This window comes from Pseudomonas sp. Ps21-P2 (assembly GCF_039672565.1).
Taxonomy (GTDB): Bacteria; Pseudomonadota; Gammaproteobacteria; order Pseudomonadales; family Pseudomonadaceae; genus Aquipseudomonas.
The window spans coordinates 833,879-858,397 of sequence record NZ_JBDFPL010000001.1 but is presented as its reverse complement, the minus strand read 5'-3'; the positions used below and the strand labels follow the sequence as shown (position 1 = coordinate 858,397).

The following is a 24,519-nucleotide window of genomic DNA, read 5'->3' as shown; positions in this document are numbered from 1 at the left end:
GACGATGAGTGTGGGCAATTTGATCTTCTGTAACTAACGTTAATGGCGATGAGCCACCGAACTGCACGAGCGTTGCCCGAGACGTTTAAATTAAGGCAATTGTTTTCAATTGATGTCAAACAAAAAAATCAATCTTCAACAAACTCGACATTTTTTGATACATCATCTGAACTCTTGCTAAACCTACAGGTCTGTAGGTTTAGCAATTTTCACCGCTCAATGCCTGAAACCCCGTAAACACTGGGTTTCACCCCTGAAACGAGCGGTGGGCCCACGCTGAAGCCAGCGTTGCGATCATTTCAAACACATGACAAACATTGGAGAAACATCACATGAAACTGCCAGTACTGGGCGCCATCGCTGCACTGACCCTGTCGTTTGCAACTGCAACAATGGCCGCTGACTCCGATACTCAGGAAACTGTTTCCGGCGCAGCAGATTCCACTGTCATGACGCAAACACAAAAAGATGCCACCACCGTGAAAGCCACCAAACAGAATCAGGCTGATGAAAACAAGCGTGGCCGTCCGACCGCTAATACGTCGCCTGCGACAAACTAACGCACTCCGTTAGTTACTGTTTTATTACGGCTGTTTATACATCACCCCGAGGTCTCGTCAGAGGCCTCACTTATTTGAATCCCCGTTGTGTCCATAAAACTGTCCCCTATCAATAGCCAACAACTGACCGCGCACACGGCCGAAGCGCTGTGTGCGTGGCTGTTGGCCAATGCCGGGCTGAAGACAGGTGATCTGGAACGGGCACAGCGGCTGGCCCAGGAATCCGAAGGCAGCTCGCTCACCGAATTGCTGACCCGCCTGGGGTTGGTCTCGGAACTGGACCTGGCCAGGGCGTGGGCCTCGACGCTGCAAGCGCCCTTGCTGCTGGCGGAAAACGTGACGCTGTCGGGTGAACCGCTGCCGGAATTGAGCGAGCGCTTTCTGCGCCACTATCGCCTGCTGCCCATCGGCGCTTATGCCGATGGCGTGCATGTGTTGGCCGCCAACCCGGGCAATGCCTACGGGCTGGACGCCGTGGCCTACGCCTGCCAGGCGCCGGTGTATGTGTCGGTGGGTGCTGGTAGCGAGGTCGACGGGCTGATCGAGCGTTATTACGGCCAGGGCCGTTCGGCCATGGGCTCGCTGATCGAAACCCTCGACGAACACGGCGGCGCCGAAGAAGACATCGAGCACCTCAAGGACCTGGCGTCCGAGGCGCCGGTCATTCGACTGGTCAACCTGATCCTGCAGCGAGCCGTCGAGCAACGCGCTTCCGACATTCATATAGAGCCGTTCGAGAGCCAGCTGAAAGTGCGCTATCGCATCGACGGCGTGCTCCACGAAGCCGAAGCACCGCCCTCCAGCTCTTCAGCCGCCATTATTTCGCGACTGAAGATCATGGCGCGGCTGGACATCGCCGAGCGTCGTCTGCCCCAGGACGGCCGCATCATGTTGCGCATCCAGGGCAAAGAGCTGGACCTGCGGGTGAGCACGGTGCCTACCAGCTTTGGTGAGTCGGTGGTGATGCGACTGCTGGATCGACAGACCGTCAGCTTCGACTTCCCCAGCCTGGGCATGGACGGCGAACGCCTGCAGAACTTCCTCGACGTGCTGGAAAACCCCCACGGCATTCTGCTGGTCACCGGCCCCACCGGTTCCGGCAAAACCACCACGCTGTACACCGCGCTGTCACGGCTCAACACCGCCGAGCGCAAGATCATCACCGTTGAAGACCCGGTCGAGTATCAGCTAGAGGGCATCAACCAGATTCAGGTCAAGCCGGCCATTGGCCTGGACTTCGCCGGCGCCCTGCGCTCCATCGTCCGGCAAGACCCGGACGTGATCATGATCGGCGAGATGCGCGACCTGGAAACCTGCCGCATCGCCATCCAATCGTCGCTGACCGGTCACCTCGTGCTCTCGACCCTGCACACCAACAGTGCCGCCGCGAGTATCACGCGATTGCTGGACATGGGCGTCGAAAGCTACCTGATCGCGTCCACCGTTAAAGGCATTCTGGCCCAGCGGCTGGTGCGCAGGCTGGATCCGCTCACGCGCATCGCCTTTGAAGCACCGCAGGAACTGGTCGCCGAGCACGGGCTGGATCGCTTCACCGATCAGCGCCCGATTACTCTTTATCGTCCCGCCAGCGAATTGCCCGGCGGCGGTTATCACGGCCGTAGCGCCATCACCGAATTGCTGGTGATGAATGAAGAGTTGCGCGGCCTGCTGATGCGCCAGGCCGACGCCTCGACGCTGGAGCAAGCGGCCCGTCGCGGTGGCCTGCGTACCCTATATGAGGAAGGCCTGCGTCAGGCCGTGGCCGGCGTGACCTCCCTTGAAGAGGTGCTGCGCGTTACGCGTGGCGATTGACCATGGCCCATTTCAAATACCGCGCACTGGATGCCGACGGCGTCGCCCAACACGGCACCCTCGAAGCGGCTGATCAAAACGCAGCCACCGCGATTTTGCACAAGCGCGGCCTGTTGCTGCTCAGCCTCGAAGCCAGTGCCAACAGCGGCCTGCGCGCGGCCATGCGCCGGGGTGCGATGAACGGCGCGGCGCTGGTGAGTTTCACCCAGCAACTGGCGACCCTGCTCGGTGCCGGCCAGCCGCTGGAACGCGCCCTGACCATCCTCCTCAAGCAGACCCACGAGCCCAAGCGCCAGGCACTGCTCGAACGCATTCGCGAACAGGTCAAGGCCGGTAAACCCTTGAGCCAGGCGCTGGAAGAAGAGCACGGCCAGTTTTCCAGCCTGTACATCAGCATGGTGCGCGCGGGCGAAGCCGGCGGGTCCCTGGAAAACACCCTGCGCCAGCTCAGCGATTACCTTGAACGCAGCCAGATGCTGCGCGGCGAAGTCATCAATGCGCTGATCTACCCGATCTTTCTGGTGGTCGGCGTGCTGGGTTCGCTGGCCCTGCTGCTGGCCTACGTGGTGCCGCAGTTCGTGCCGATCTTTCGCGATCTGGGCGTACCGATTCCGTTCATCACCCAGGCCATTTTGTGGCTGGGTGAATTTCTCAGCGCCTATGGATTGCTGCTGCTCGGTGCGATCGTCGGGCTGATCTGGACCGTCGCCGTGCTGCGCCGAGATCCCCAGCGACGTCAGCGTCACGACCGGCGCCTGCTGTTTATCAAAGTCATCGGCCCGCTGTTGCAGCGGATCGAAGCCGCGCGTCTGGCGCGCACCCTCGGCACCCTGCTGAGCAACGGCGTTGCGCTGTTGCAGGCCATGACCATCGTCCGTCAGGTCTGCGGCAACTACGCCCTGCGCGCCCAGGTCGAGCAGGCCACCGAGTGGGTCAAGGGTGGCGGCACGCTGGCCCAGGCGTTCGGCGAGCAACCGCTGCTGCCGGAGCTGGCCCTGCAAATGATCGAAGTCGGCGAACAGGCCGGCAACCTGGACGGCATGCTGCTCAAGGTCGCCGACGTGTTCGACGTCGAGGCCAAGCGCGGCATCGACCGCCTGCTCGCGGCGCTGGTGCCGAGCCTGACTGTTGTCATGGCGGTGATGGTGGCGGTGATCATGCTCGCCATCATGCTGCCGCTGATGAGCCTTACCAGTAACATTTGAGGAAATAGACATGTCCCGATTCAACGCTGCCCAAGGCCGTCGCCAGGGCGGTTTCACCCTGCTGGAAATGCTCGCCGTGATCGTGCTGCTGGGCATCGTCGCCACCATCGTCGTGCGTCAGGTCGGCGGCAACGTCGACAAGGGCAAATACGGCGCGGGCAAGGCGCAACTCGCCAGCCTCGGCATGAAGGTCGAAAGCTACGGCCTGGACGTCGGCACGCCACCGGCCAATCTGCAGCAACTGGTGACCAAGCCGGCCAATGCCACCGGTTGGGCCGGCCCGTACGCCAAGCCTTCGGACCTGAAAGACCCGTTCGGCCACGCGTTCGGCTATCGCTACCCGGGCGAGCACGGCAGCTTTGACCTGATCTTCTTCGGTCAGGACGGCCAGCCTGGCGGTGACGGCTACAAGGCCGACATCGGTAACTGGGAATAACATGCACGCCCTGCCCCGCGCCCGCGGCTTCACCCTGTTCGAATTGCTGGTGGTGATCGTTCTGATCGGCATCAGCGTCGGGCTGGTGAGCTTTGGCGTGGGTCGGGGTTTGCACGCGGTCAGTGAGCGCCGGGCGTTGAGCGAGGTGGTGCAGTCACTGCGCGCGGCGCGGGTGCAGGCGATCGTCACCGGGCAACCGGCGCAGACGCGCTTTGATCTGCGCAACGGTCGGCTTCAAGGCCCGCAACTGAAGCCGGTGCAACTGCCCACCGACATGCGCGTGCAACTGCAGACCGCCGACGGCCTCGGCCCGGCGTTCGAGTTCTACCCGGACGGCGGTTCCAGCGGCGGCCATCTGCTGCTGGCCCGGGGCGACAAACACTGGCGCGTCGACATCAACTGGCTGACCGGCAACGTTCAGTTGCGCACGCTCAATTGAGGCGTCAGCGCGGTTTCACATTGCTGGAAATGCTCGCCGCCCTGGCTGTGCTGGCGGTGTGCAGCAGCGTGCTGGTGGTGGCGTTCGGGCAGAGCGCGCGGGCCTTGCAGCAGGCGCAACGCAGTGACCGGCTGAGTCTGGCCGCGCGTTCGCTGATCGATGAGGCCAGCGCCGGTCGCTTGCAGCCGGGCCGGACCGAAGGTCGCTGGAGCGGCGTGAACTGGCAGATGGATGTCAGCGCGCTGCCCCGGGGTAACGGCCCGGCGACGGCCTGGCGACTGGATCTGGAAGTGAGCGACGGAGCACAGCGCGCCCATTACAGCAGCCTGCAAGTGCGCAGTGCTGCCTCAGGTGCCGGGCAATGAGGCGCAGCGCTCAGGGTTTTACCTTGCTCGAAGTGCTGGTGGTGTTGAGCCTGCTCGGCGTGCTGCTGACCATGGTCGGCGCGGCGATCACCGGGGCCAACCGCGCCATGGCCAAGGCCGAGCGCTACAGCACGCGGCTCGACGAAATACGTTCGACACAAAATTTTCTGCGCAGCGCCATCGGTCAGGCGCTGCCTCTTGCCGCTGGCGGCTCCGAGCCCGGTCAGGCGCCAGTGTTCGAGGGCGACGCCCAGGCCATGAGCTTTTATGCGCCGCTGCCCGCCACATTAGGCGGGGGTTTGTACCGGCACAGCGTGACGCTGGCGGCCGGTCAGCGTCTGCAGATCAGCCTGGAGCGCTTGCGCGGTCAGGCCTTGCTGCCGGCCGAAGAGCCCCAGGTGTTGTTGCATGAAGTGCGCGCGCTGCAACTGAGTTACCGCGGTGTGTCGCCCACCGGCGAATCCACGGCGTGGCTGGATCACTGGCCATGGCCGGGACGCCTGCCCATTAGCGTGCGCATCGACGCGCAACTGGCCGGTCCCGTGCCGTGGCCGCTGCAAAGCATCAATCTGCGCCTGGATTTGTCCGGCGAGGCGCACACGTTATGACAGGCCGTCGGCAAAAGGGCGTCGCGCTGCTCCTGGTGTTGTGGGTGCTGGCGCTGCTCAGTACCCTGCTCGCCGGTTTGCTGGGCTGGGTGCACCTGCAGAACCGTCAGGCCCTGTGGCAACGCCAGCACACCCAGGCGGTACTCGCCGCAGAAGCCGGTATCGGCATGGCGGTGCTGGCGCAACTGGACCGCGACCCGCAACGGCACTGGAAAGCCGACAACCAGCCCCATGGATTGCGCTTCGATGAGGCCGCGCTCGCGGTGAGTCTGGGCAGCGAGACCGGCAAGCTCGACCTCAACGCGGCACCGGCGGAATCCTTCGCCCGCCTGCTGGTGGCATGCGGGGCAAATCCGGACCTGGCCCGGCAAGTGGCCCAGGCCCTGGAGCAGCGTCGCGGCGGCGGCCGGGCGCCGCTGCGGATGATCGAGGAAGTGCGCGAACTGCCGGGCATCGGCCAGCCGCTGTACCAGTGCGCCAGCCCGCACGTCACGTTATGGAGCGGCCTGACCGCGCCGGATCCGCGCATGGCGTCGCCCTGGCTGCGGCAAGCGTTGGGTCTGCCGCAAGCGGGCCCCGCAACCGAAGACGCCGGCCCGGTCGTCAGTATTCGAAGCCAGGCGACATTGCCCGGCGGTTACACCACGACGCTCAACGTCACGTTGTTATTGAACCCATCGAAGGAGGGAGCGCGACCGTATCGCGTTCTGCGTTGGCAAGAATGAAGCAATCACTTTTACAGCAGCTGGCGCCCTTGCAGGCCCGGGTGCGCAGTCAGTGGCGTGACAGCCCGGCGCAGCATCTGTGGCAGGCCTGGCTCGAGGAGTTGCAGGCGCTGCTGCCCGCCAGCGTCCGCGCCCGGCTGATGCCCCAGGTGCGCGAGCGGCTGATTGACTGGCCGCTGCCCGAGCACATCACCCACGAGAGCGGCGAACGACTGATCCTGATGCTCCCCGCCGGCATGGTCCTGGCGCAGCCGCTGCAACTGCCGCTGGCAGCGCTGCGGGATCTGCACAGCGTGGTCGGTTTCGAACTGGACAAGTACACGCCCTACCCCCGCGAGCAGATGCAGTACGTCGCGCGCGTCACCGCCAAGGGCAAAACCCTGGCGCAGGTGCTGCTGGTGGCGGTGCTGCGCGAGCGTTTGCAGCCGATCATCGACACCTGTCGTCAGCAAGGGGTGTCGCTCTATGCCGTGGACGCGCGCAACGCGAAGGGCGAACGGCTCAACGTTGATCTGCTGCCGGCCGAGCTGAAACCGGCATCTGCAGGTTCCGCGCGCTTGCCGCGTTTCCTCGCCGTGGTCTGCGGCGCCTTGCTGCTGACCTGCATGGTGCTCTGGCTGAATGCACGCACGGCCCAGGTCGAAGCGATGCAACAGCACGTCGACGAGCAACGCAGCCAGGTGCAAGCCGTGCAAAACCTGCGCCGCGAGCTGATCAACACCCAGGGCGCCGCGCGCTATCTGGCCCAGCAAAAAGCCGCGCAGCCGACCACTTCCAGCGTGCTCGCCGACCTCACCGGTTGCCTGGGCGCCGACACCTGGGTCGAGCAGCTGGAAATCTCTGACGGCGGCAGCGTCTCGATCACCGGCCAGAGCGCCAAGGCCAGCGCCCTCATCAGCCGCATGAAAGACTGCCGCACCCTTACCGACGCGCAGTTCCAGGGGATCATTCAGCCCGACGCGCAGACCGGCAAAGAGCGCTTTTCCCTGCGCGCCCAGTTGCGCAAGGAGTCCGCCGATGCGCCGTGAACTGACCCCCCGTGAACGTCGCGGCGCCGCGCTCATCGCGCTGGCCCTGGTCCTTTGGGCGGCGTGGTGGCTGTTGGTGCAAAGCTGGTTTCTCGATCCGTTGAGCGACCTGCAGGACCAGGCCGACACTCTGCGCCAACAGGAACAACGCTACGCCGGCGCCCTCGCCCAGCGCGACAGCCTTGAGCAGCAATTGCAGGCGGCCCGCCGCGACCCGTCAAGCCGCAGCAGCCTGTTGCCCGGCGAAGACCCGAGCGCCGTGGCGGCCGATTTGATGCAGCGCAGCCTCGATCTGGTCAAGGCCCACGCCGATCAGGGCCCCGGCTGCCAGGTCACCCAGCGCATGCCGATCACCCCCGAGCGCGACAGTGCCGAGCCGTATCGTCAGGTCAAAGTCAGCCTGACCCTGGACTGCGCCATGGAGCCACTGGTGGGCTTGCTGCACGAACTGGAATACGGCCAGCCGTTCCTGTTCATCGACAACCTGAGCATTCGCCGCGCCACAACCGCCCCCGCCACTGGCGGCGCCGGACGCTTGCAGGTGCATCTGCTGTTGCGCGGTTATCTGCAGCAGGCCGCGCCGCATAAGGCGCTGCCGTCCAAAGCCCCCGCCGCCGAGCCAGCGACCGAATCCCGGCAGCAGCCTGATCCCGCCGAGCAAGCCGATCTGGATGAGCAACCTGAACCACCGACACCGTCCGAGGAGCCTGACGCATGAAGTTCGACTCCCTTACCCTCGCGCTCGGCGCGGCGACGGTTGCCCTCGCAGCCGTCGCCGTCAGCCTGAGCATGGGCGCCGGTCAGGACATCGACTGGTTGCCGGCCGGCGAAGCGCGCCAAGCCACACCAACGGCCGGGCCTGCGGCATTGCCTGCGCTGCCGGCCCAGGCCCTCGCGCTGACGTGGCAGCAGTCTATGTTCAGCCCGGACCGCAAGCCTGATCTGGTCACCGGCAAATCCCAGGTCTCGTCCCTGGACGGCATCAGCCTGAGCGGCGTGATCATCGACGGCGCTTCGCAATGGGTGCTGCTGCAGTTGCCGCAGAAGCGCCGCCTGAAGCTGGCCGTCGGCAGCACCCTGGACAACGGCTGGACCCTGGATTCGGTCACGCCGCAACACGCCACTTTCAGCCATCAGGGCCAGACCCGCGAACTGCGTCTGCCCATGCTGCGCCTTCCGCCGCCGTCGAAAGTCCCCCCTATTACTCTTCCAAACGTACCCACACCATGAACAATCGCACCCCTGAGTTTTCCCGTCTGCGCAGCCCGTTGTTGTGCCTGGCCACCGCTGTGGCCCTGGCTGGATGCGCGTCCACCCCGGAACGTTTTGAAAACGATCCGGCCCTGATGCAGGAAGCACTCAATGGCACCGGCTCGCAGCGAGGCCCGGTCAGCGATCCGGTTGAAGCGCCGAGCCCGAACAACCCCGGCGCCAAGCCTGCGCCCGCGCGCCAGCAGATCATTCGTGGCAACCAGACGTTCGTGCGCGGTGCGGGCCCGGCCCAGACCGGCGCGGGTGGAAAAGGCGCGTCGGCGGCCGCCGGTGACATCACCTTCAACTTCGCCAATCAGCCCATCGAAGCGGTGATCAACACCGTGCTCGGCGATTTGCTGCACGAGAACTACAGCATCAATCAGGGCGTAAAAGGCGACGTCAGCTTCTCGACCTCGCAGCCGGTGAACAAGCAGCAGGCGCTGTCGATTCTGGAAACGCTGCTGTCGTGGACCGACAACGCAATGATCCGCCAGGGCGATCGTTACGTGATCCTGCCGGCCAATCAGGCTGTGGCCGGCAAGCTGGTGCCGGAGATGCCGGTGGCGCGACCGTCCACCGGGCTGTCGGCGCGGTTGTTCCCGCTGCGCTTCATCTCGGCGACCGAGATGCAGAAGCTGCTCAAGCCTTTCGCCCGTGACAACGCGTTTTTGCTGGTGGATCCGGCGCGCAACGTGTTGAGCCTCGCGGGTACGCCGGATGAGCTGGCCAACTACCAGGACACCATCGACACCTTCGACGTCGACTGGCTCAAGGGCATGTCCATCGCCGTCTACGGCCTGCAACGCGCGAGCGTCGGCGAGCTGATGCCCGAGCTGCAGAAGATGTTCGGCCCGGACAGCGGTATGCCGTTGGCGGGCATGGTCAAGTTTCTGCCGATCGAGCGGACCAACTCGGTGGTGGCGATTTCTTCCCAGCCGCGCTACCTGAGCGAAGTCGGCGACTGGATTCACACCATCGACGAAGGCGGCGGCAACGAGCCGCAGATGTACGTCTACGACGTGCGCAACATGAAGGCCTCGGACCTGGCCAAATACCTGCGGCAGATCTACGGCAACGGCCAGATCAAGGACGACAGCGCGGCCAAGGTTGCACCGGGTCTGCGCACGCGTTCGCTGTCCTCGCTCAACGGCAGTGGCACCGGCAGCAGCGGCGGCCTGAGCGGCAGCGGTCAGGGCCTGAACAGCAGCTCCTCCGGGATCGGTGGCGGCATGGGTTCAGGGATGAGTGGCGCCAATGGTGGTTTGCAAACCGGCACTCAGCAAGGCGATGAAGAGCAGGACGGCGAGACGTCCGAAGACAGCGCAGACAGCAGCGGTCAGGGCGACACCTCGGACGCCGCGGCCAGCGGCTCTGGCGCCAGCAAGCGTCTGGACGACAGCACCCGCATCACCGCCCAGCAGAGCAGCAACCAGTTGCTGATCCGCACGCGTCCGGCCCAGTGGGCGGAGATCGAATCCGCCATCAAGCGCCTGGACAACGCGCCGATGCAGGTACAGATCGAGACGCGAATTCTTGAAGTCAACCTGACCGGCGAGCTGGACCTTGGCGTGCAATGGTACCTCGGCCGTCTGGCCGGCAATTCCACCAGCACCACCGTGGCGAACACTGCCGGCAGTCAGGGCGCATTGGGCGGCGGCGGTGCTGGGCTCGGCGCCACCGATTCGCTGTTTTATTCGTTCGTCAGCAATAACCTGCAGATCGCCCTTCACGCGCTGGAACAGAGCGGCCGCACGCAAGTGCTGTCGGCGCCGTCGCTGGTGGTGATGAACAACCAGCAGGCGCAGATTCAGGTCGGTGACAACATCCCGATCAGCCAGACCACGGTCAACACCTCGGCCACCACCGCTACCCTGAGCAGCGTCGAATACGTGCAGACCGGGGTCATCCTCGACGTCGTGCCGCGGATCAATCCGGGCGGCCTGGTGTACATGGACATCCAGCAGCAGGTCAGCGACGCCAATGACACGTCGACTGACGCCAACGGCAACCCGCGGATCTCGACCCGCTCGGTGTCGACCCAGGTGGCGGTGCAGAGCGGTCAGACCGTGTTGCTCGGCGGCCTGATCAAACAGGACAACGCCGACACCGTGTCCGCCGTGCCGTACCTGGGCCGCATCCCCGGCCTGCGCTGGCTGTTCGGCAACACCAGCAAGAGCAAGAAGCGCACCGAACTGGTCGTGCTGATCACCCCACGGGTCATCACCAGCAACAGCCAGGCGCGGCAAGTGACCGATGACTATCGCCAGCAGTTGCAGCTGATCAAGCCGACACCGCCGATGGGTAGCCGGTAGTTTGTTGATCGTTCCCACGCTCCGCGTGGGAATGCCGCCCCAGACGCTCCGCGTCCGTTCGTTGGAAGCTGTTTAAGGTCTGGGGGCGGGATGACGCGGAGCGTCACGGGAGGCATACCCACGCAGCGCGTGGGCGCGATCAACAGAAGTGATTGCGCGCTTGGCAATCCGCCGGTCCGTGGTAAAACAGGTTTTCAAACGACCCCTTTTATCGCGACCTTAAAGGACCAAGGCCCATGCCCTTCGATCTTCATCACCTTCTGCTCGTCTATACGGCCTACATCGTCGGCGCGGCGAGTCCGGGGCCGAGCAACATGCGCATCATGGGCGTGGCGATGCACCGGGGCCGACGCCCGGCGCTGATGCTGGCGGCAGGCGTGATCAGCGGTTCGTTTTTCTGGGGTTCGATGGCCGCCACCGGTGTTTCCGCCGTGCTCACGCAATACGCCGAAGCGCTCATGCTGCTGAAAATCCTCGGCGGCGCCTACCTGCTGTTTCTCGCCTTCAAAGCGGCCCGCTCCGCGCTAACCTCCACCGAAAAGGTCGAACGCGAGATCGCTGACGCACCGGCGCTTTCTGGCTGGCGCCTTTACCAGCGCGGCCTGCTCATGCACCTCACCAATCCCAAGGCGCTGCTGGGCTGGGTGGCGACGATGACGCTGGGTTTGGGTGCGCAAGCGACGCCGCAAACCGTCGCGGTCATCCTTGCCGGTTGCGCGGTGCTCAGCGTGACCATCTTCTGTGGCTACGCGCTGGTGTTTTCGACCGCGCCGATGATCCGTGCCTACCGCAGGGCGCGCCGCTGGATCGAAGGCACTCTCGCCCTGGTTTACGCCACGGCGGGCCTGAAATTGCTTTACTCGCGCCCGTGAAACTCTAAGCCGCCCGCGCACACCAAGACAGTACCCAACACTGGCGGGTATGAGCCCGAGAGAGAGCACGCAATTGGACAGCAACGACGGTCTGCATTTTCCCGACGACGAACTGGCGCAGGCGCGGCGCTTCAACCAGAAGCTGGCCTGGCTGCCGCGCTTTCGTATCCGCAACCGCTTCACCCCGCTTTTGATTCAGTCGCTGCTGCGCGTCGGCCAGCTCAATGGGGCGGCCAAGCTGGCCCGCCACGGCCTGCACGCCGAACGCACCACGGCGTTTATCGACGGTCATCGCGTGCCGGTACGGATCATCCGGCCCAAGGGCAAGGCCAAAGGCGTGGTGCTGGACATTCATGGCGGCGGCTGGGTGATCGGCAACGCGCAGATGAACGACGACCTGAACATGGCCATGGTGCGGGCGTGCGATGTGGCCGTTGTTTCGGTCGATTATCGGCTGGCGGTGTCAACGTCGGTCGAAGGGCTGATGGAAGACTGCCTGGTCGCGGCGCGATGGCTGCTGGGTGACGGTTGCCCGGAGTTCGCAGGGTTGCCGGTGATCGTCGTCGGTGAATCGGCAGGCGGGCATCTGGCGGCGACGACGCTGTTGCAGCTCAAGGCCTGGCCCGAGATGTTCAAGCGGGTGTGCGGCGCCCTGCTCTATTACGGGGTTTATGACCTGACCGGCACGCCGAGCGTGCGAGCGGCAGGCAAGGACACGCTGGTGCTGGACGGACCGGGCATGGTTGCCGCCCTGCGCTTGCTCACGCCAGACATCAGCGATGCCCAGCGTCAGGCGCCGCCGCTGTCGCCGCTGTATGGGGATCTATCCGGTTTCCCGGCCGCATTGATGTGGGTCGGCGAACTGGACCCGCTGCGCGACGATACCCTGCAAATGGCCGATCGCTGGGCGAAAACCGCCGGGGTCGAAGTGCACCTGTTGCCCGACGCGCCCCACGGTTTCATCCATTTCCCGACCATGATGGCCGACCGCGTGCTCGACCACAGCCGCGCCTGGATTCGTCAGCGCATTCAATCTGCGGCGAGTTGATCGCTTTGGTTTTAGTGGGACTGGCTTTAGCCGGGAAGGCGTCTGCGGCCATACCGCAAAATTGATGGCGTGCACACTGGCCTCTTCCCGGCTAAAGCCGGTCCCACTAAAAGCATCGCATGCAGCCATCGGGATCCCGCTGATGCCGGTCCTGCAAAAAGCAACCTGATCGAACCCCTTGCGCGCTCCCGGGTCTGCTCATCTATTGCTTAACCGGAGAACCTTCGATGTCCCCGCATCACACCCTTGTCCTGCTTGCCCGTTCGGGCTACGCCGCCCGCGGCGTTCTGTACCTGATCATCGGCATTTTCGCCTTGCTGGCTGCCCGCGATTCGTCACGCCCCAAAGACAGCCACAGCAGCCTCGAAGCTCTGTTCAGCCAACCGTTCGGTCACATTCTGGTGGGGCTGGTGGTCGCGGGCCTGCTCGCGTTTGCCGCCTGGCGCGTGTTGCAGGCGACACGGGACGTGGACCATCACGGCAGCGAATTCAAGGGCCTGGTGATCCGTGGCGGGCTGCTCGCGGGTGGATTGGTCAACGGTGCGCTGGCGTTCTTTGCCCTGGGCCTGCTGATCGACGGCCTGCGCAGTTCCGGCGGTGGCGGCGGCGGTCATACCCAAGACCTGCTTGCCACCCTGCTGTCGTGGAAACACTCCAACCTGGTCGTCTACCTCGTTGCGCTGGTGCCCCTTGGCGTCGGCATTGCGCATTTCTTCAAGGGCTGGAAAGCTTCGTTCGAGAAGTATTTCGAGGCCGACGAAGAGGTCATGAGATACGTGACCCCGGTGTCCCGCTTCGGCCTGATCGCGCGCGGCGTGGCGTTTGTCGAAATGGGCGTGCTGCTGGCCATCAGCGGTTCGAGCTATCAGGCGATGCACCCGCCCGGTCTGAAAGACGCGCTCAACGCCCTGCAAAACCTGCCCGCCGGGGGCGTGGTGCTGATGGTCATGGCGTTGGGGCTGATCGCATTTTCGGTGTACAGCTTTGCCGAAGCCGCCTGGCGCCGGATCAACATGGACGTGCCCGGAATGGCGCACGTCTGACGTTCAGTTCACTGCGCCCTCTTCAGGGCGCGGCTGCTGAATCGGCAGCTCGATACGGAACGTCGTGGCGCCCCCTTCCACGCTGCGCACGCTGATCGTTCCGCGATGCTTTTGCACTATCCCGTACGACAGCGACAGCCCCAGCCCGGTGCCCTGGCCCACCGGTTTGGTGGTGAAGAACGGGTCGAAAATCTTCGGCAGCACGTCCGGCGCAATGCCGCTCCCGGTGTCGCTGATCTCAAGCCACACGCGGTCCCCCTGCACGCCGTTGCGCAAGGTAATGGTGCCGCGCTCCGGGCCAATCGCCTGGGCCGCGTTCACCACCAGATTCATGATCACTTGATTGAGCTGCGCCGGCAGGCATTCGATCTCCGGCAACGGCACATAGTGTTTGACGATGTCCGCCTTGCACTTGACCGCATAGGCGGCGATGTTCAGCGTCGAATCGATACCCCGCTGCAGGCTCGCCCACTGCCATTGCGGGTGGGTGTCGGCCCGGGAAAAGTCCTTGAGGTCCTTGATGATCTGCGCGGCGCGGGCCACCCCCTCCCGCGACTCCTGAATCAATAACGGGATTTCCGCCTCGACAAAGGCCAGGTCCAGGCGCGTTTTCAGGGCATTGAGTGATTCAAGCACCTCAGCCACTCCGAGCTGATCCTCGGCCGCTTTGTAGGCCTCAAGCACTTCCTGGATTTTGCCGAAATAGACCGCCAGGGTGCCGAGGTTCGACGAGATGAAACCGATGGGGTTGTTGATCTCGTGGGCGATGCCGGCGGCCATCTGCCCCAGTGAGGCGAGCTTTTCAGCGCCGATCAACTGGCTCTCCAGCTGCTTGCGCTCGTCGATCTCGACCTGCAACGCATGACTGGCCTGCCTGAATTCCCGGGTGCGCTCCTCGACGCGCTGCTCCAGTCCTTCGTTGGCCGCCCGCAGGTCCTCGTTGACCCGGTTGATCACCTGATAACTGTGCAGCAGCCAGCGACCCAGCAGCACCAGCAGGCAGACGGAAATGATCGAGAATATCTGCAGGAGCAACATGATCGACCAAGCGCCTCAATCCGTGGACTCATGCCCTTGTGTCGGCCTGCCGAAGGTGAAGTTGAGGGGACGATTTATATTGCGCAAAAGCCGCGAAGAGTCGCGATATCTCAACTAATCTTGCGGCATCCAGCTGCCCTTGTCGGTGATGATGGCAGTCGGGGTGGCAGCCAAGGCACGGGCACGATGTCGGTACGAACGGGGGTCAATCATGGAAGCCTCAACCAGTGTTTCGTTGCAGCAACGCCCCACCGTCCTGCTGGTGGACGATGAAGAATCGATTCTGAACAGCCTGCGCCGCCTGCTCCGCGAGCAGCCCTATGACCTGCTGCTGGCCACTAGCGGCGAACAGGCCCTGGCGATCATGGCCGAAAAGCCGGTTGATCTGATCGTCAGCGACGCGCGCATGCCGGACATGGACGGCGCGGCGCTGCTGGCGCGGGTCTACAGCCTGTACCCGGACACCACACGCATCCTGCTGACCGGCTACGCCGACCTCGAAACCATCGTCAAAGCCATCAACCAGGGCCATGTGCATCGGTACATCGCCAAGCCCTGGACCGACGAAGAGCTGGTGCTGACCCTGCGTCAGTCCCTGGCATTCCAGTTTTCCGAACGCGAAAGACAGCGCCTTGAACAGCTCACCCAACGGCAGAACGATGAGCTGAAAAGCCTCAACGCCACCTTGGAAAAACGCGTGCTGGCGCGCACCGCCGAATTGCAGCAGACCGCCGACATGCTTGATCTGGCCTATGACGAGCTCAAGCACAGTTACGCCACCGGCACCGAGGTGTTTTCGATGCTGGTCAATCAGCGCCTGCCCGTGGACAAGCAGACCAATCGCGACGTCATCGACCTGATCAACGCGTGCAGCAGCCAACTCAATCTGGACGAGTCCACCCGCCGCGACTTGTGCATGGCCGCTGCGCTGTACAACATCGGCAAGCTCGGCTGGAGCGACGCGCTGATCAACACGCCGTCGGACATGGTCAGCCACGCCGACCGCGACACGTGGCGCAGTTACCCGCGGCAGAGCGAATCGTTGCTGATGACCCTCGAACCCATCCAGGACGCTGCCAGTCTGATTCTGCATCACCAGGAGCGCTGGGACGGCAGCGGCTTTCCGGCGCACCTCAAGAGTGAAGCGATTCCCTACGGCGCACGGCTGCTCAAGCTGGCCGTGGACTTCATCGAACTGCAGCGCGGGCTGATTCTGGAAAGACACCTAAGCAGCGGCGAGGCCTTGCTGTTCATCCGCCGCTACGCCGGCAAGCTCTACGACCCCGGCCTGATCGAGGATTTTGCCAAGGCCTGCGCGGCGTACCTGGACGATGCGGTGCTCAACGACCCGACCGTCAAGGCCGTGACTACCCGCGAGCTGGTGCCGGGCATGATTCTGGTGCGCAACCTGAACGCCGACAACGGCATGCTGCTGCTGAACGCGGGCAAGGTGGTCAACGCCGCGCTGATCGACAAACTGGCGGCCTTCGAGGCCATCGAAAACAAGACCCGCTACAGCATTTTCGTGCGCCTGCCCGAACACGTCCCCGGGTCAGAACCGCTGAAAACCCACTGGACTCAGGTCGGTTGATGCGCTGAGCAATCGATGCACAGAAATCGACGGCGCCTGAACCGCCCTCTTCCCGGTTGTAGGACTGGCTTTAGCCGGGAAAGCGTCAGGTGGCGCGCTGCGAAATCGAGGGTGAATGCACGGGCCTATTCCCGGCTGAAGCCGGTCCCACTAAAAAGCATTGCGTGCATCCAGAAGTATCGCGTGCGCCGCGAATTGTGGGACCGGCTTTAGCCGGGAAAGCGTCGGGTGGCGCGCTGCGAGATTGAGGGTGAATGCACGGGCCTCTTCCCGGCTGAAGCCGGTCCCACAAAAAAGCATTGCGTGCATCCAGAAGTATCGCGTGCGCCGCAAAATTGTGGGACCGCCTTCAGCCGGGAAGGCGTCGGATGGCGCGCTGCAAGATTGAGAGTGAATGCACTGGCCTCTTCCCGGCTGAAGCCGGTCCTACCAAGCATTGCGTGCATTCAGAAGTATCGCGTGCGCCGCAAAATTGTGGGACCGGCTTCAGCCGGGAAAACGTCAGGTGGCGCGCTGCAAAATTGAGGGTGAATGCACGGGTCTCTTCCCGGCTGAAGCCGGTCCTACTAAAAACACTGCATGCATCCAGTGCGGTGACCTGCAACCTCGCCCGAGCATGCTTCATGTTCAGCTCCGATTAAGTATCCGGGCGCTAACTTAGCGGAACGGGCATCCGCGAGTGCCAAATAACTTGAATGGAGCGGTTAAAAAATAGTGGCCAATTCGGCTGTTTATAGCCCTCTGTCGACAACTATCGAAATGCTGAACCCAAGCTGTCTGAACATTAAATAACAGCCCATTTGTTAATACGTCACCCGAAACAAAAACAATACTCGAACAACCGTCACATTCAGCTGATAGCCCCGTAGCGACTGGCTAAGGCGTACTGAAGAACGCACACGGAAAACTGACGCAGCGCCCACGTTTTTTCATATTGGCGAGATTAACCTCCGGATAACGCAATACCCGAACTACTTGATCAGATCTGGTCATCTGATGAATAAGTCACATATATGACGCGGTGTCCACGACGGCACTGTGATGAATACCTGCACGCGATTTAAATGACTTTCCAGCCGGTGCACAGTGGCGCCAGCGGACGGGTGTGTTCAAACCTTGAACTTCAGTGGGACGTCCTCTTTATGAATGAGGCTTTTCTTCCTTTTTCCCGCCCCAGTATCGGCGATGAAGAAGTGGCGGCGGTGACCCGCGTGCTGCGCTCCGGCTGGATCACCACGGGCGCCGAATCCCAGCAGCTTGAAGCGCAGTTCGCCGAACGGGTCGGTGCCCGGCATGCCGTCGCGGTTTCATCGGCGACAGGCGCCATGCACATCGCCTTGCTCGCCCTGGGCGTCGGCCCCGGTGATGAAGTGATCACGCCCTCGCAAACCTGGGTCTCGACCGCCAACATGATCTGCCTGCTGGGCGCCACCCCGGTGTTTGTCGATGTCGACCGCGACACGCTGATGACCGACGCGGCGCTGATCGAACAGGCCATCACCCCACGCACCAAAGCCATCGTCCCGGTGCATTACGCCGGTGCGGCCTGTGACCTCGACCCGATTTATGCCCTCGCGGAGCGCCACGGCATCGCCGTCATCGAAGACGCCGCCCACGCGGCGGGCACGGCCTACAACGGCCGGCCGGTGGGCAGCTGTGGCACGGCGATTTTTTCCTTTCATGCGATCAAGAACATGACCTGCGCAGAAGGCGCGATGTTCGTCACCGATCTGGCCGTATTAGCAGATCGGGTGCGTCAGCTGAAATTCCACGGCCTCGGCGTCGATGCCTACGACCGTCTGACGCTGGGCCGCAAACCCCAGGCCGAAGTCATCGAGCCCGGCTTCAAGTACAACCTGGCGGACATCAACGCCAGCCTGGCCCTCGTGCAACTGCACCGGCTCGATCACATGAACGCGCAACGCCGCCGGCTCGCCGAGCACTATCTGCAGCGACTGGGAAACAGCCCGGTCATGCCGCTCTCCCAGCCCGTTTACCCGCAACAACACGCCTGGCATCTGTTCATCCTGCGCATCGACCCCGAGCGCTGCGGTCTGGACCGCGACGGGTTCATGAAGGCCCTGCAAGAGCGCGGCATTGGCACCGGCATTCACTTCATCGCCACCCACCTGCACCGCTACTACCGCCAGCGCTTCCCGGACGTGCATTTGCCGAACACCGAGTGGAATTCGTCGCGGCTGTGTTCGATCCCGCTGTTCCCGGACATGACCCGCGACGATGTCGAGCGCGTCGTCGGTGCCATTGAATCCATCGTCGGAGCGCGCCCTTGAAAGCCTATCCCGTCCGCTGTGTGTCCGTTGTGATCCCGGTCTACAACGAGGAGCAGAGCCTGCCCGAGTTGCTGCGCCGCACCGAGGCCGCTTGCGCCCTGTTGAACTGCGCCTACGAAATCGTCCTGGTCGACGATGGCAGCCGAGACGCCTCGGCCGAGCTGCTTCAAGAAGCCGCCGAGCGACAAGGCAGCCACGTGGTGGCGGTCATTCTCAATCGCAATTACGGCCAGCACGCGGCAATCATGGCGGGGTTCGAGCAGTGCAAGGGCGACGTGGTGATCACCCTGGACGCCGACCTGCAGAACCCGCCCGAAGAGATTCCCCGTCTGGTGCGACTCGCCGAACAGGGCTACGACGTGGTCGGCACTGTGCGCAACCAGCGGCAGGATTCCGCCTGGCGGCGCTGGCCGTCGAAACTGATCAACCTGGCCGTGCAGCGCTCCACCGGCGTGGCGATGAATGACTACGGCTGCATGCTCCGCGCCTACCGACGCAACATCGTCGACGCCATGCTCGCCTGCCGGGAGCGCAGCACTTTCATCCCGATTCTGGCCAACAGCTTCGCCCGGCACACCACGGAAATCCTGGTCGAGCACGCCGAACGCGAGTACGGCGATTCCAAATACAGCCCCATGCGCCTGATCAACCTGATGTTCGACCTGATCACCTGCATGACCACCACGCCCCTACGCCTGCTGAGCATCGTCGGTTTTGGCATGGCCTTGCTCGGCGTGCTGTTCGCTTTGGCGCTGGTCGCCCTGCGGCTGATCTTCGGCGCGCCGTGGGCCGGGCACGGCACTTTCGTCCTGTTTGCGGTGCTGTTCGTGTTCACCGGCGGTCAGTTCATCGGCATGGGCCTGCTCGGCGAATACCTCGGCCGCATGTACAGCGACGTGCGCGCGCGGCCGCGTTTCTTCATTGAGAAAGTCGTCCGTGGATCCCCGGTGATTGCGCTCGACGCCCCCGCTTCTGCCCCCGCTTACGCCCACAAGGTTGCGCCATGAACAAGAAAGCTGTCGTTTTCGCTTACCACGATATTGGCTGCGTTGGCCTGCAGGCCCTGCTCGACGCCGGGTATGAGATCGCTGCCGTGTTTACTCACGCCGATGATCCGAAGGAAAAAACCTTCTTCGGCTCGGTGGCCCAGCTGTGCGCTCGACACGAGATTGCCGTGCACGCCCCGGAAGACCCCAACCACCCGCTGTGGCTTGAGCGCATCGCCCGGCTTGCCCCCGATTTCATCTTCTCCTTCTACTACCGCCAGTTGCTCAGCGAACCGCTGCTGGCCTGCGCGAAAGATGGTGCGTTCAACCTGCACGGTTCGCTGCTGCCCAGGTATCGGGGCCGGGCGCCGGCCAATTGGGTGCTGGTGAACGGCGAAAGCGAAACCGGCGTGACCTTGCATCAGATGGTCAAGCGCGCCGACGCAGGGTCCATCTTCGCTCAGCAACGCATCGCCATCAGCCCGACAGAAACGGCGCTGACCCTGCATGGCAAATTGCGTGAAGCCGCGGCGGACCTGCTCTCGGAAACCCTGCCATTGCTTGCCCGGGGTCAGTTGTCGGGGACACCCCAGGATGAATCCGCCGCCACCTGTTACGGCCGGCGCACCGCTGCCGACGGCTTGATCGACTGGTCGCTGCCGGCAACCCGTCTGGGCAATCTGGTGCGGGCAGTGACCCAGCCCTACCCTGGCGCGTTCTGCCCGGTGGGCGAGCACAAACTGGTTGTCTGGGCCGCGCGAGCAGAGACCGGCTACACCGGCGAAGCGCCCGGCACCGTGCTCGGTTGCGAGCCGTTGCGCATTGCGTGCGGCGAAGGCTCGCTGGTGATCAGTGCCGGTCAGCGCGGCGACGACGGCCTGTACCTGAGCGGCGCGCAACTGGCTCGCGAGTTCGGTCTGGTGGAGGGTTCGCGCTTGCAGGGCATTGACCCGCGCCGCCCGGTCCGGCGCACCCGCGTGCTGATCCTCGGGGTCAACGGCTTCATCGGCAATCACCTGTCCGAGCGTTTGCTGCAGGACGACCGTTACGAAATCTATGGCATGGACATTGGTTCGGACGCCATCGAACGCCTGCGCGCCAGGCCGAATTTCCACTTCATCGAAGGCGACATCAGCATCCACTCCGAGTGGATCGAGTACCACATCAAGAAGTGCGACGTGGTGCTGCCGCTGGTCGCCATCGCCACGCCCATCGAATACACGCGCAACCCGCTGCGGGTGTTCGAGCTGGACTTCGAAGAAAACCTGAAAATCGTCCGTTACTGCGTCAAATACAACAAGCGGGTGATCTTCCCGTCGACGTCCGAGGTGTACGGCATGTGCCAGGACGCCAGCTTCGACGAGGACACCTCGAACCTGGTGGTCGGCCCGATCAACAAACAGCGCTGGATTTACTCGGTGTCCAAGCAGTTACTCGACCGGGTGATCTGGGCCTACGGGCAGAAGGGTTTGCAGTTCACCCTGTTCCGCCCGTTCAACTGGATGGGGCCGCGGCTGGACCGCCTGGACTCCGCGCGCATCGGCAGTTCGCGGGCCATCACTCAGCTGATTCTTCACCTGGTCGAGGGCACGCCGATCCGGCTGGTGGACGGCGGTGCGCAAAAGCGCTGCTTCACCGATGTCGTCGACGGCATCGAAGCCCTGGCGCGGATCATCGAAAACAAGGGCGGCCAGTGCAACGGCCAGATCATCAACATCGGCAACCCCGACAACGAGGCCAGCATTCGCCAATTGGGAACCGAGTTGCTGCGCCAGTTCGAAGCCCACCCGCTGCGCCACAACTTCCCGCCCTTCGCCGGGTTCCGTGAGGTTGAAAGCCAGTCGTTCTACGGCAAGGGCTACCAGGACGTCAGCCACCGCAAGCCGAGCATCGCCAACGCCCAGCGGCTGATCGGCTGGACGCCGACCATCGAACTGAGCGAAACCATCGGCAAGACCCTGGACTTCTTCCTGCGGGAAGCCATGGCCGAAAAGGCCGAACTGACCGTCACCACCGGCGCCCGCGGCTGATGAAGGCCGGCCTGCGCATCGACGTCGACACTTGGCGCGGCACTCGCGACGGTGTGCCGCGACTGCTGGACCTGCTCGACGAAGCGCAGGTCAAGGCGACGTTTTTCTTCAGCGTCGGCCCGGACAACATGGGCCGCCATCTGTGGCGCCTGGCGCGTCCGCAATTCCTCTGGAAAATGCTGCGCTCCCGGGCGGCCAGTCTGTACGGCTGGGACATTCTGCTGGCGGGCACCGCGTGGCCGGGCAAGCCGATTGGCCGCGACCTCGGGCCGCTGATGCGCCGCGCCCGGGACGCCGGTCATGAAGTGGGCTTGCACGCCTGGGATCACCATGCCTGGCAGGCCGATGCCGGTCGCTGGAGCGAGGCTCAACTGAGTGATCAGATCCAGCGCGGCGTTGACGTTCTCAGCGATATTCTCGGCCAACCGGTGAGCTGCTCCGCCGCCGCCGGCTGGCGCGCCGATGAACGCGTGGTCCAGGTGAAAGAGGCATTCGGTTTTCGCTACAACAGCGACTGCCGGGGGACGTCGATTTTTCGCCCGATGCTGGCCGACGGGACCCTGGGTACGCCGCAGATTCCGGTGGACCTGCCGACCTACGACGAACTGGTTTCGCCCCAGCTGGACGCGCGGGCGTTCAATGACGACATCCTCGGGCGCTTCGCGGCATCGAAGCTGAACGTCTACACCGTTCATGCCGAGGTCGAAGGCATCGTCATGGCCCCGGCTTTTCGCACGCTGTTGAGTGAGGCGAAAAACCGTGAGATCGACTTTCAGCCCCTCGGCGCGCTGCTGCCGAATTCACTGGATCACCTGCCTTCAGGCCACTTGGTGCGTGGCGCTTTGCGCGGGCGCGAAGGCTGGCTGGGGGTGCAGCGATGATCAAAGCCGAACAGCGCAACATCGCCCTGCTGGTGCTGGCCTTCGCCGCGTTCTACCTGCTGCCGCTGGGGTTCCACGGTTTGTGGATCCCCGATGAGACCCGCTACGCCCAGATCAGCCAGGAAATGCTGCACAGCGGTCACTGGGCCGCGCCACATTTCATGGGCCTGCGCTATTTCGAAAAACCCGCTGCGGGCTATTGGCTGATTGCCGTGGGTCAGGCCATTTTTGGTGAAAACCTGTTCGGCGTGCGCATCGTGTCGGCGTTGAGCAGTGGTCTGAGCGTGGCGCTCGCGTACTGGCTCGCCGCGCGGATGTGGAACGACCCGCGCAAGAGTTTCGCCAGTGCGCTGCTGTTCATGAGCTTTGCGTTCATTGCCGGGCAAGCCGGTTACGCCAACCTCGATCCTCAGTTCACCCTGTGGGCCAACCTGACGCTGGTGGGATTCTGGTGCGCCGTTCACAGCAGCGGGCGTGCTCGACTGGGTGCCTGGGCTGTGATCGGTCTGGCCTGCGGCATCGGCTTTATGACCAAAGGGTTTCTTGCCTGGGCGCTGCCGGTGATGATCGCCCTGCCCTACATGCTCTGGCAGCGGCGGCTCGGCGAGCTGCTTCGGTACGGGCCGCTGGCGGTGTTGATTGCCATCGTCGTGAGCCTGCCGTGGGTGCTCGCGGTGCATGTTCAGGAACCCGATTTCTGGCGGTTCTTCTTCTGGCACGAGCACGTGCGGCGATTCGCCGGGGCCGATGCCCAGCACGCCGAACCCTGGTGGTTTTACCTGCCGCTGCTGGTGGTGTCCTGCCTGCCATGGGCCGGGTTGTTGCCGGTCACGTTCCGCCAGGCCTGGCAGCACCGGCGTCGACCCGACATCGGCTTTCTGCTGTTGTGGCTGCTGGTGCCACTGGCGTTTCTCAGCGTCAGCAACGGCAAGCTGCCGACCTACATTCTGCCGTGCCTTGTGCCGGTGGCACTGTTGATGGCCGATGGGCTGATCGAGCGCCTCAAGCAAGGTCAGCTCACCGCGTTGCGCGTCAACGGATGGCTCAACGCCGCCGTTGGTCTGCTCGGATTCGGGGCGCTGCTGTACCTGCAAATCAAACAGCCGCTGTACGCCCATGAACCGCTGCACCTGCTGCTGGCGCTCATCGTGCTGACCGGCTGGTGTGCGAGCAATGCGCTGCAAGGCCTGCGCCCGCTGAAGTATTGGACGGCGCCGGCACTGGGCGGTTGGCTGCTGGTGGCGATGTTGCCGGTAGCACTTCCCTATGACGTCGTGCACAACAAGACGCCTGACCAGTTCGTGCTTGCCCATCAGGCGCAATTGGCGGCCAGCACCCACCTGTTGAGCAATGACCTGGGCGCTGCCTCGGCACTGGCCTGGCGCCTGAACAGGACCGACGTGTCGTTTTTCAACACCTGGAACGAGCTGGAATACGGCTTGGGTTATCCCGGCGTGAAGGGTCGCGAAGTCACTCTTAAAGGGGTTGATGAGTGGATGACCCAGGCCCGGCGAGAGGGTCAGGTGGGTGTGGTCATGCGCGGCAGAAGCGACGAGGAGCTGCGCGAACTCGAACTGCTGCCCAAGGACGCCGAGCGCTTCGACGAAGGCAACCTGATCATCCTTATTTACGGGAAGACGGCGCCATGACCTGGCTGCTGCTGTTGGGCACCTGCGGGCTGACGTGTCTGGGCCAGGTCGCGCAGAAGTGCGCGGTGGAGCGTTGGCACGGCACATTTCCGGGGGTGCTCGCCGCATTGCGCTCGTTCTGGCTGTGGCTGGCGGTGGCGTGTCTGGGCCTGGGTTTGCTGGGCTGGCTGCTGGTGTTGCAGCGCCTGGAGGTCGGCATCGCCTACCCGATGCTGGGGCTCAACGTGGTGCTCATCACTTTGGCCAGCCGCTTTGTGTTCAAGGAATCCATCGACGCCGTGCACTGGCTGGGTGTCGCGCTGATTCTGGCCGGCGTTGTGCTGCTCGGACGCCAGGCATGAGCCGG

21 protein-coding genes and 2 pseudogenes are annotated in these 24,519 nt (G+C 63.7%); 22 read left to right on the top strand and 1 reads right to left on the bottom strand.

Going from position 1 to position 24,519, the window contains the following annotated elements:
• Positions 1-332: 332 nt before the first annotated feature.
• From ABEH28_RS03705 to ABEH28_RS03635, 15 genes and pseudogenes are all read left to right on the top strand, one after another.
• On the top strand, positions 333-560 hold the full coding sequence (locus ABEH28_RS03705) for a hypothetical protein (RefSeq protein ID WP_192173601.1): 228 nt from the start codon (positions 333-335) through the stop codon (positions 558-560).
• Between the two features lie 93 nt (positions 561-653).
• A complete protein-coding gene (gspE, locus tag ABEH28_RS03700; protein ID WP_346629198.1) occupies positions 654-2,372 on the top strand; it encodes a type II secretion system ATPase GspE in 1,719 nt (572 codons plus the stop codon).
• Between the two features lie 2 nt (positions 2,373-2,374).
• Positions 2,375-3,577: a type II secretion system inner membrane protein GspF gene (gene gspF, locus ABEH28_RS03695; protein ID WP_282368013.1), complete on the top strand. Its 1,203-nt coding sequence runs from the start codon at positions 2,375-2,377 to the stop codon at positions 3,575-3,577.
• A 10-nt stretch (positions 3,578-3,587) separates the two neighbouring features.
• Positions 3,588-4,013, top strand: coding sequence for a type II secretion system major pseudopilin GspG (gene gspG, locus ABEH28_RS03690; RefSeq protein WP_065989019.1), 426 nt, complete (start codon positions 3,588-3,590; stop codon positions 4,011-4,013).
• Position 4,014: 1 nt separating this feature from the next.
• Positions 4,015-4,452 carry a GspH/FimT family pseudopilin gene (locus ABEH28_RS03685; protein WP_346629153.1) on the top strand — a complete coding sequence of 146 codons (438 nt, stop codon included), beginning with the start codon at positions 4,015-4,017 and terminating at the stop codon, positions 4,450-4,452.
• A gap of 29 nt (positions 4,453-4,481) precedes the next feature.
• Positions 4,482-4,817, top strand: coding sequence for a hypothetical protein (locus tag ABEH28_RS03680; RefSeq protein ID WP_346629197.1), 336 nt, complete (start codon positions 4,482-4,484; stop codon positions 4,815-4,817).
• The gene (locus ABEH28_RS03675) at positions 4,814-5,425 is read left to right on the top strand and encodes a prepilin-type N-terminal cleavage/methylation domain-containing protein (RefSeq protein WP_346629152.1); all 612 of its coding nucleotides are present in this window, start codon (positions 4,814-4,816) and stop codon (positions 5,423-5,425) included. The genes ABEH28_RS03680 and ABEH28_RS03675 overlap by 4 nt, the downstream gene beginning before the upstream one ends.
• The gene (locus tag ABEH28_RS03670) at positions 5,422-6,150 is read left to right on the top strand and encodes a type II secretion system minor pseudopilin GspK (protein WP_346629151.1); all 729 of its coding nucleotides are present in this window, start codon (positions 5,422-5,424) and stop codon (positions 6,148-6,150) included. The genes ABEH28_RS03675 and ABEH28_RS03670 overlap by 4 nt, the downstream gene beginning before the upstream one ends.
• A complete protein-coding gene (locus tag ABEH28_RS03665) occupies positions 6,147-7,178 on the top strand; it encodes a PilN domain-containing protein (RefSeq protein WP_346629150.1) in 1,032 nt (343 codons plus the stop codon). The genes ABEH28_RS03670 and ABEH28_RS03665 overlap by 4 nt, the downstream gene beginning before the upstream one ends.
• A pseudogene (gene gspM / locus ABEH28_RS03660) lies at positions 7,168-7,758 on the top strand (type II secretion system protein GspM); the annotation flags it as partial. The gene ABEH28_RS03665 and the pseudogene gspM, both read left to right, overlap by 11 nt.
• A 134-nt stretch (positions 7,759-7,892) precedes the next feature.
• The gene (locus ABEH28_RS03655; protein WP_346629149.1) at positions 7,893-8,408 is read left to right on the top strand and encodes a hypothetical protein; all 516 of its coding nucleotides are present in this window, start codon (positions 7,893-7,895) and stop codon (positions 8,406-8,408) included.
• Positions 8,405-10,744 carry a type II secretion system secretin GspD gene (gspD, locus tag ABEH28_RS03650; protein WP_346629148.1) on the top strand — a complete coding sequence of 780 codons (2,340 nt, stop codon included), beginning with the start codon at positions 8,405-8,407 and terminating at the stop codon, positions 10,742-10,744. Before ABEH28_RS03655 ends, gspD begins: the two co-directional genes overlap by 4 nt.
• Positions 10,745-10,980: 236 nt before the next feature.
• Positions 10,981-11,616, top strand: a complete 636-nt coding sequence (locus ABEH28_RS03645) for a LysE family translocator (RefSeq protein WP_192173590.1) — start codon at positions 10,981-10,983, stop codon at positions 11,614-11,616.
• A gap of 73 nt (positions 11,617-11,689) precedes the next feature.
• On the top strand, positions 11,690-12,664 hold the full coding sequence (locus tag ABEH28_RS03640; protein WP_346629147.1) for an alpha/beta hydrolase: 975 nt from the start codon (positions 11,690-11,692) through the stop codon (positions 12,662-12,664).
• Between the two features lie 227 nt (positions 12,665-12,891).
• Entirely contained in the window at positions 12,892-13,707 is an 816-nt protein-coding gene (locus ABEH28_RS03635) for a DUF1206 domain-containing protein (RefSeq protein WP_346629146.1), read from the top strand.
• Positions 13,708-13,710: 3 nt separating this feature from the next.
• On the opposite strand, the pseudogene ABEH28_RS03630 reads toward ABEH28_RS03635, so the two are convergent.
• Positions 13,711-14,607 (bottom strand): annotated as a pseudogene (locus ABEH28_RS03630) (ATP-binding protein); the annotation flags it as partial.
• 349 nt (positions 14,608-14,956) lie between these two features.
• Here ABEH28_RS03630 and ABEH28_RS03625 point away from each other — a divergent pair.
• The 7 genes from ABEH28_RS03625 (at position 14,957) to ABEH28_RS03595 (ending at position 24,514) form a co-directional block, all read left to right on the top strand.
• The gene (locus ABEH28_RS03625) at positions 14,957-16,336 is read left to right on the top strand and encodes an HD domain-containing phosphohydrolase (RefSeq protein ID WP_346629145.1); all 1,380 of its coding nucleotides are present in this window, start codon (positions 14,957-14,959) and stop codon (positions 16,334-16,336) included.
• 1,142 nt (positions 16,337-17,478) lie between these two features.
• Positions 17,479-18,627, top strand: a complete 1,149-nt coding sequence (gene arnB, locus ABEH28_RS03620; protein ID WP_346629144.1) for a UDP-4-amino-4-deoxy-L-arabinose aminotransferase — start codon at positions 17,479-17,481, stop codon at positions 18,625-18,627.
• The gene (arnC, locus tag ABEH28_RS03615; RefSeq protein ID WP_282368038.1) at positions 18,624-19,634 is read left to right on the top strand and encodes an undecaprenyl-phosphate 4-deoxy-4-formamido-L-arabinose transferase; all 1,011 of its coding nucleotides are present in this window, start codon (positions 18,624-18,626) and stop codon (positions 19,632-19,634) included. The genes arnB and arnC overlap by 4 nt, the downstream gene beginning before the upstream one ends.
• Positions 19,631-21,643, top strand: a complete 2,013-nt coding sequence (arnA, locus tag ABEH28_RS03610) for a bifunctional UDP-4-amino-4-deoxy-L-arabinose formyltransferase/UDP-glucuronic acid oxidase ArnA (protein ID WP_346629143.1) — start codon at positions 19,631-19,633, stop codon at positions 21,641-21,643. Before arnC ends, arnA begins: the two co-directional genes overlap by 4 nt.
• Entirely contained in the window at positions 21,643-22,524 is an 882-nt protein-coding gene (arnD, locus tag ABEH28_RS03605; RefSeq protein ID WP_346629142.1) for a 4-deoxy-4-formamido-L-arabinose-phosphoundecaprenol deformylase, read from the top strand. The genes arnA and arnD overlap by 1 nt, the downstream gene beginning before the upstream one ends.
• Positions 22,521-24,173, top strand: coding sequence for a lipid IV(A) 4-amino-4-deoxy-L-arabinosyltransferase (arnT, locus tag ABEH28_RS03600; protein WP_346629141.1), 1,653 nt, complete (start codon positions 22,521-22,523; stop codon positions 24,171-24,173). Before arnD ends, arnT begins: the two co-directional genes overlap by 4 nt.
• A complete protein-coding gene (locus tag ABEH28_RS03595) occupies positions 24,170-24,514 on the top strand; it encodes an EamA family transporter (RefSeq protein WP_282368045.1) in 345 nt (114 codons plus the stop codon). The genes arnT and ABEH28_RS03595 overlap by 4 nt, the downstream gene beginning before the upstream one ends.
• Positions 24,515-24,519 lie beyond the last annotated feature (5 nt).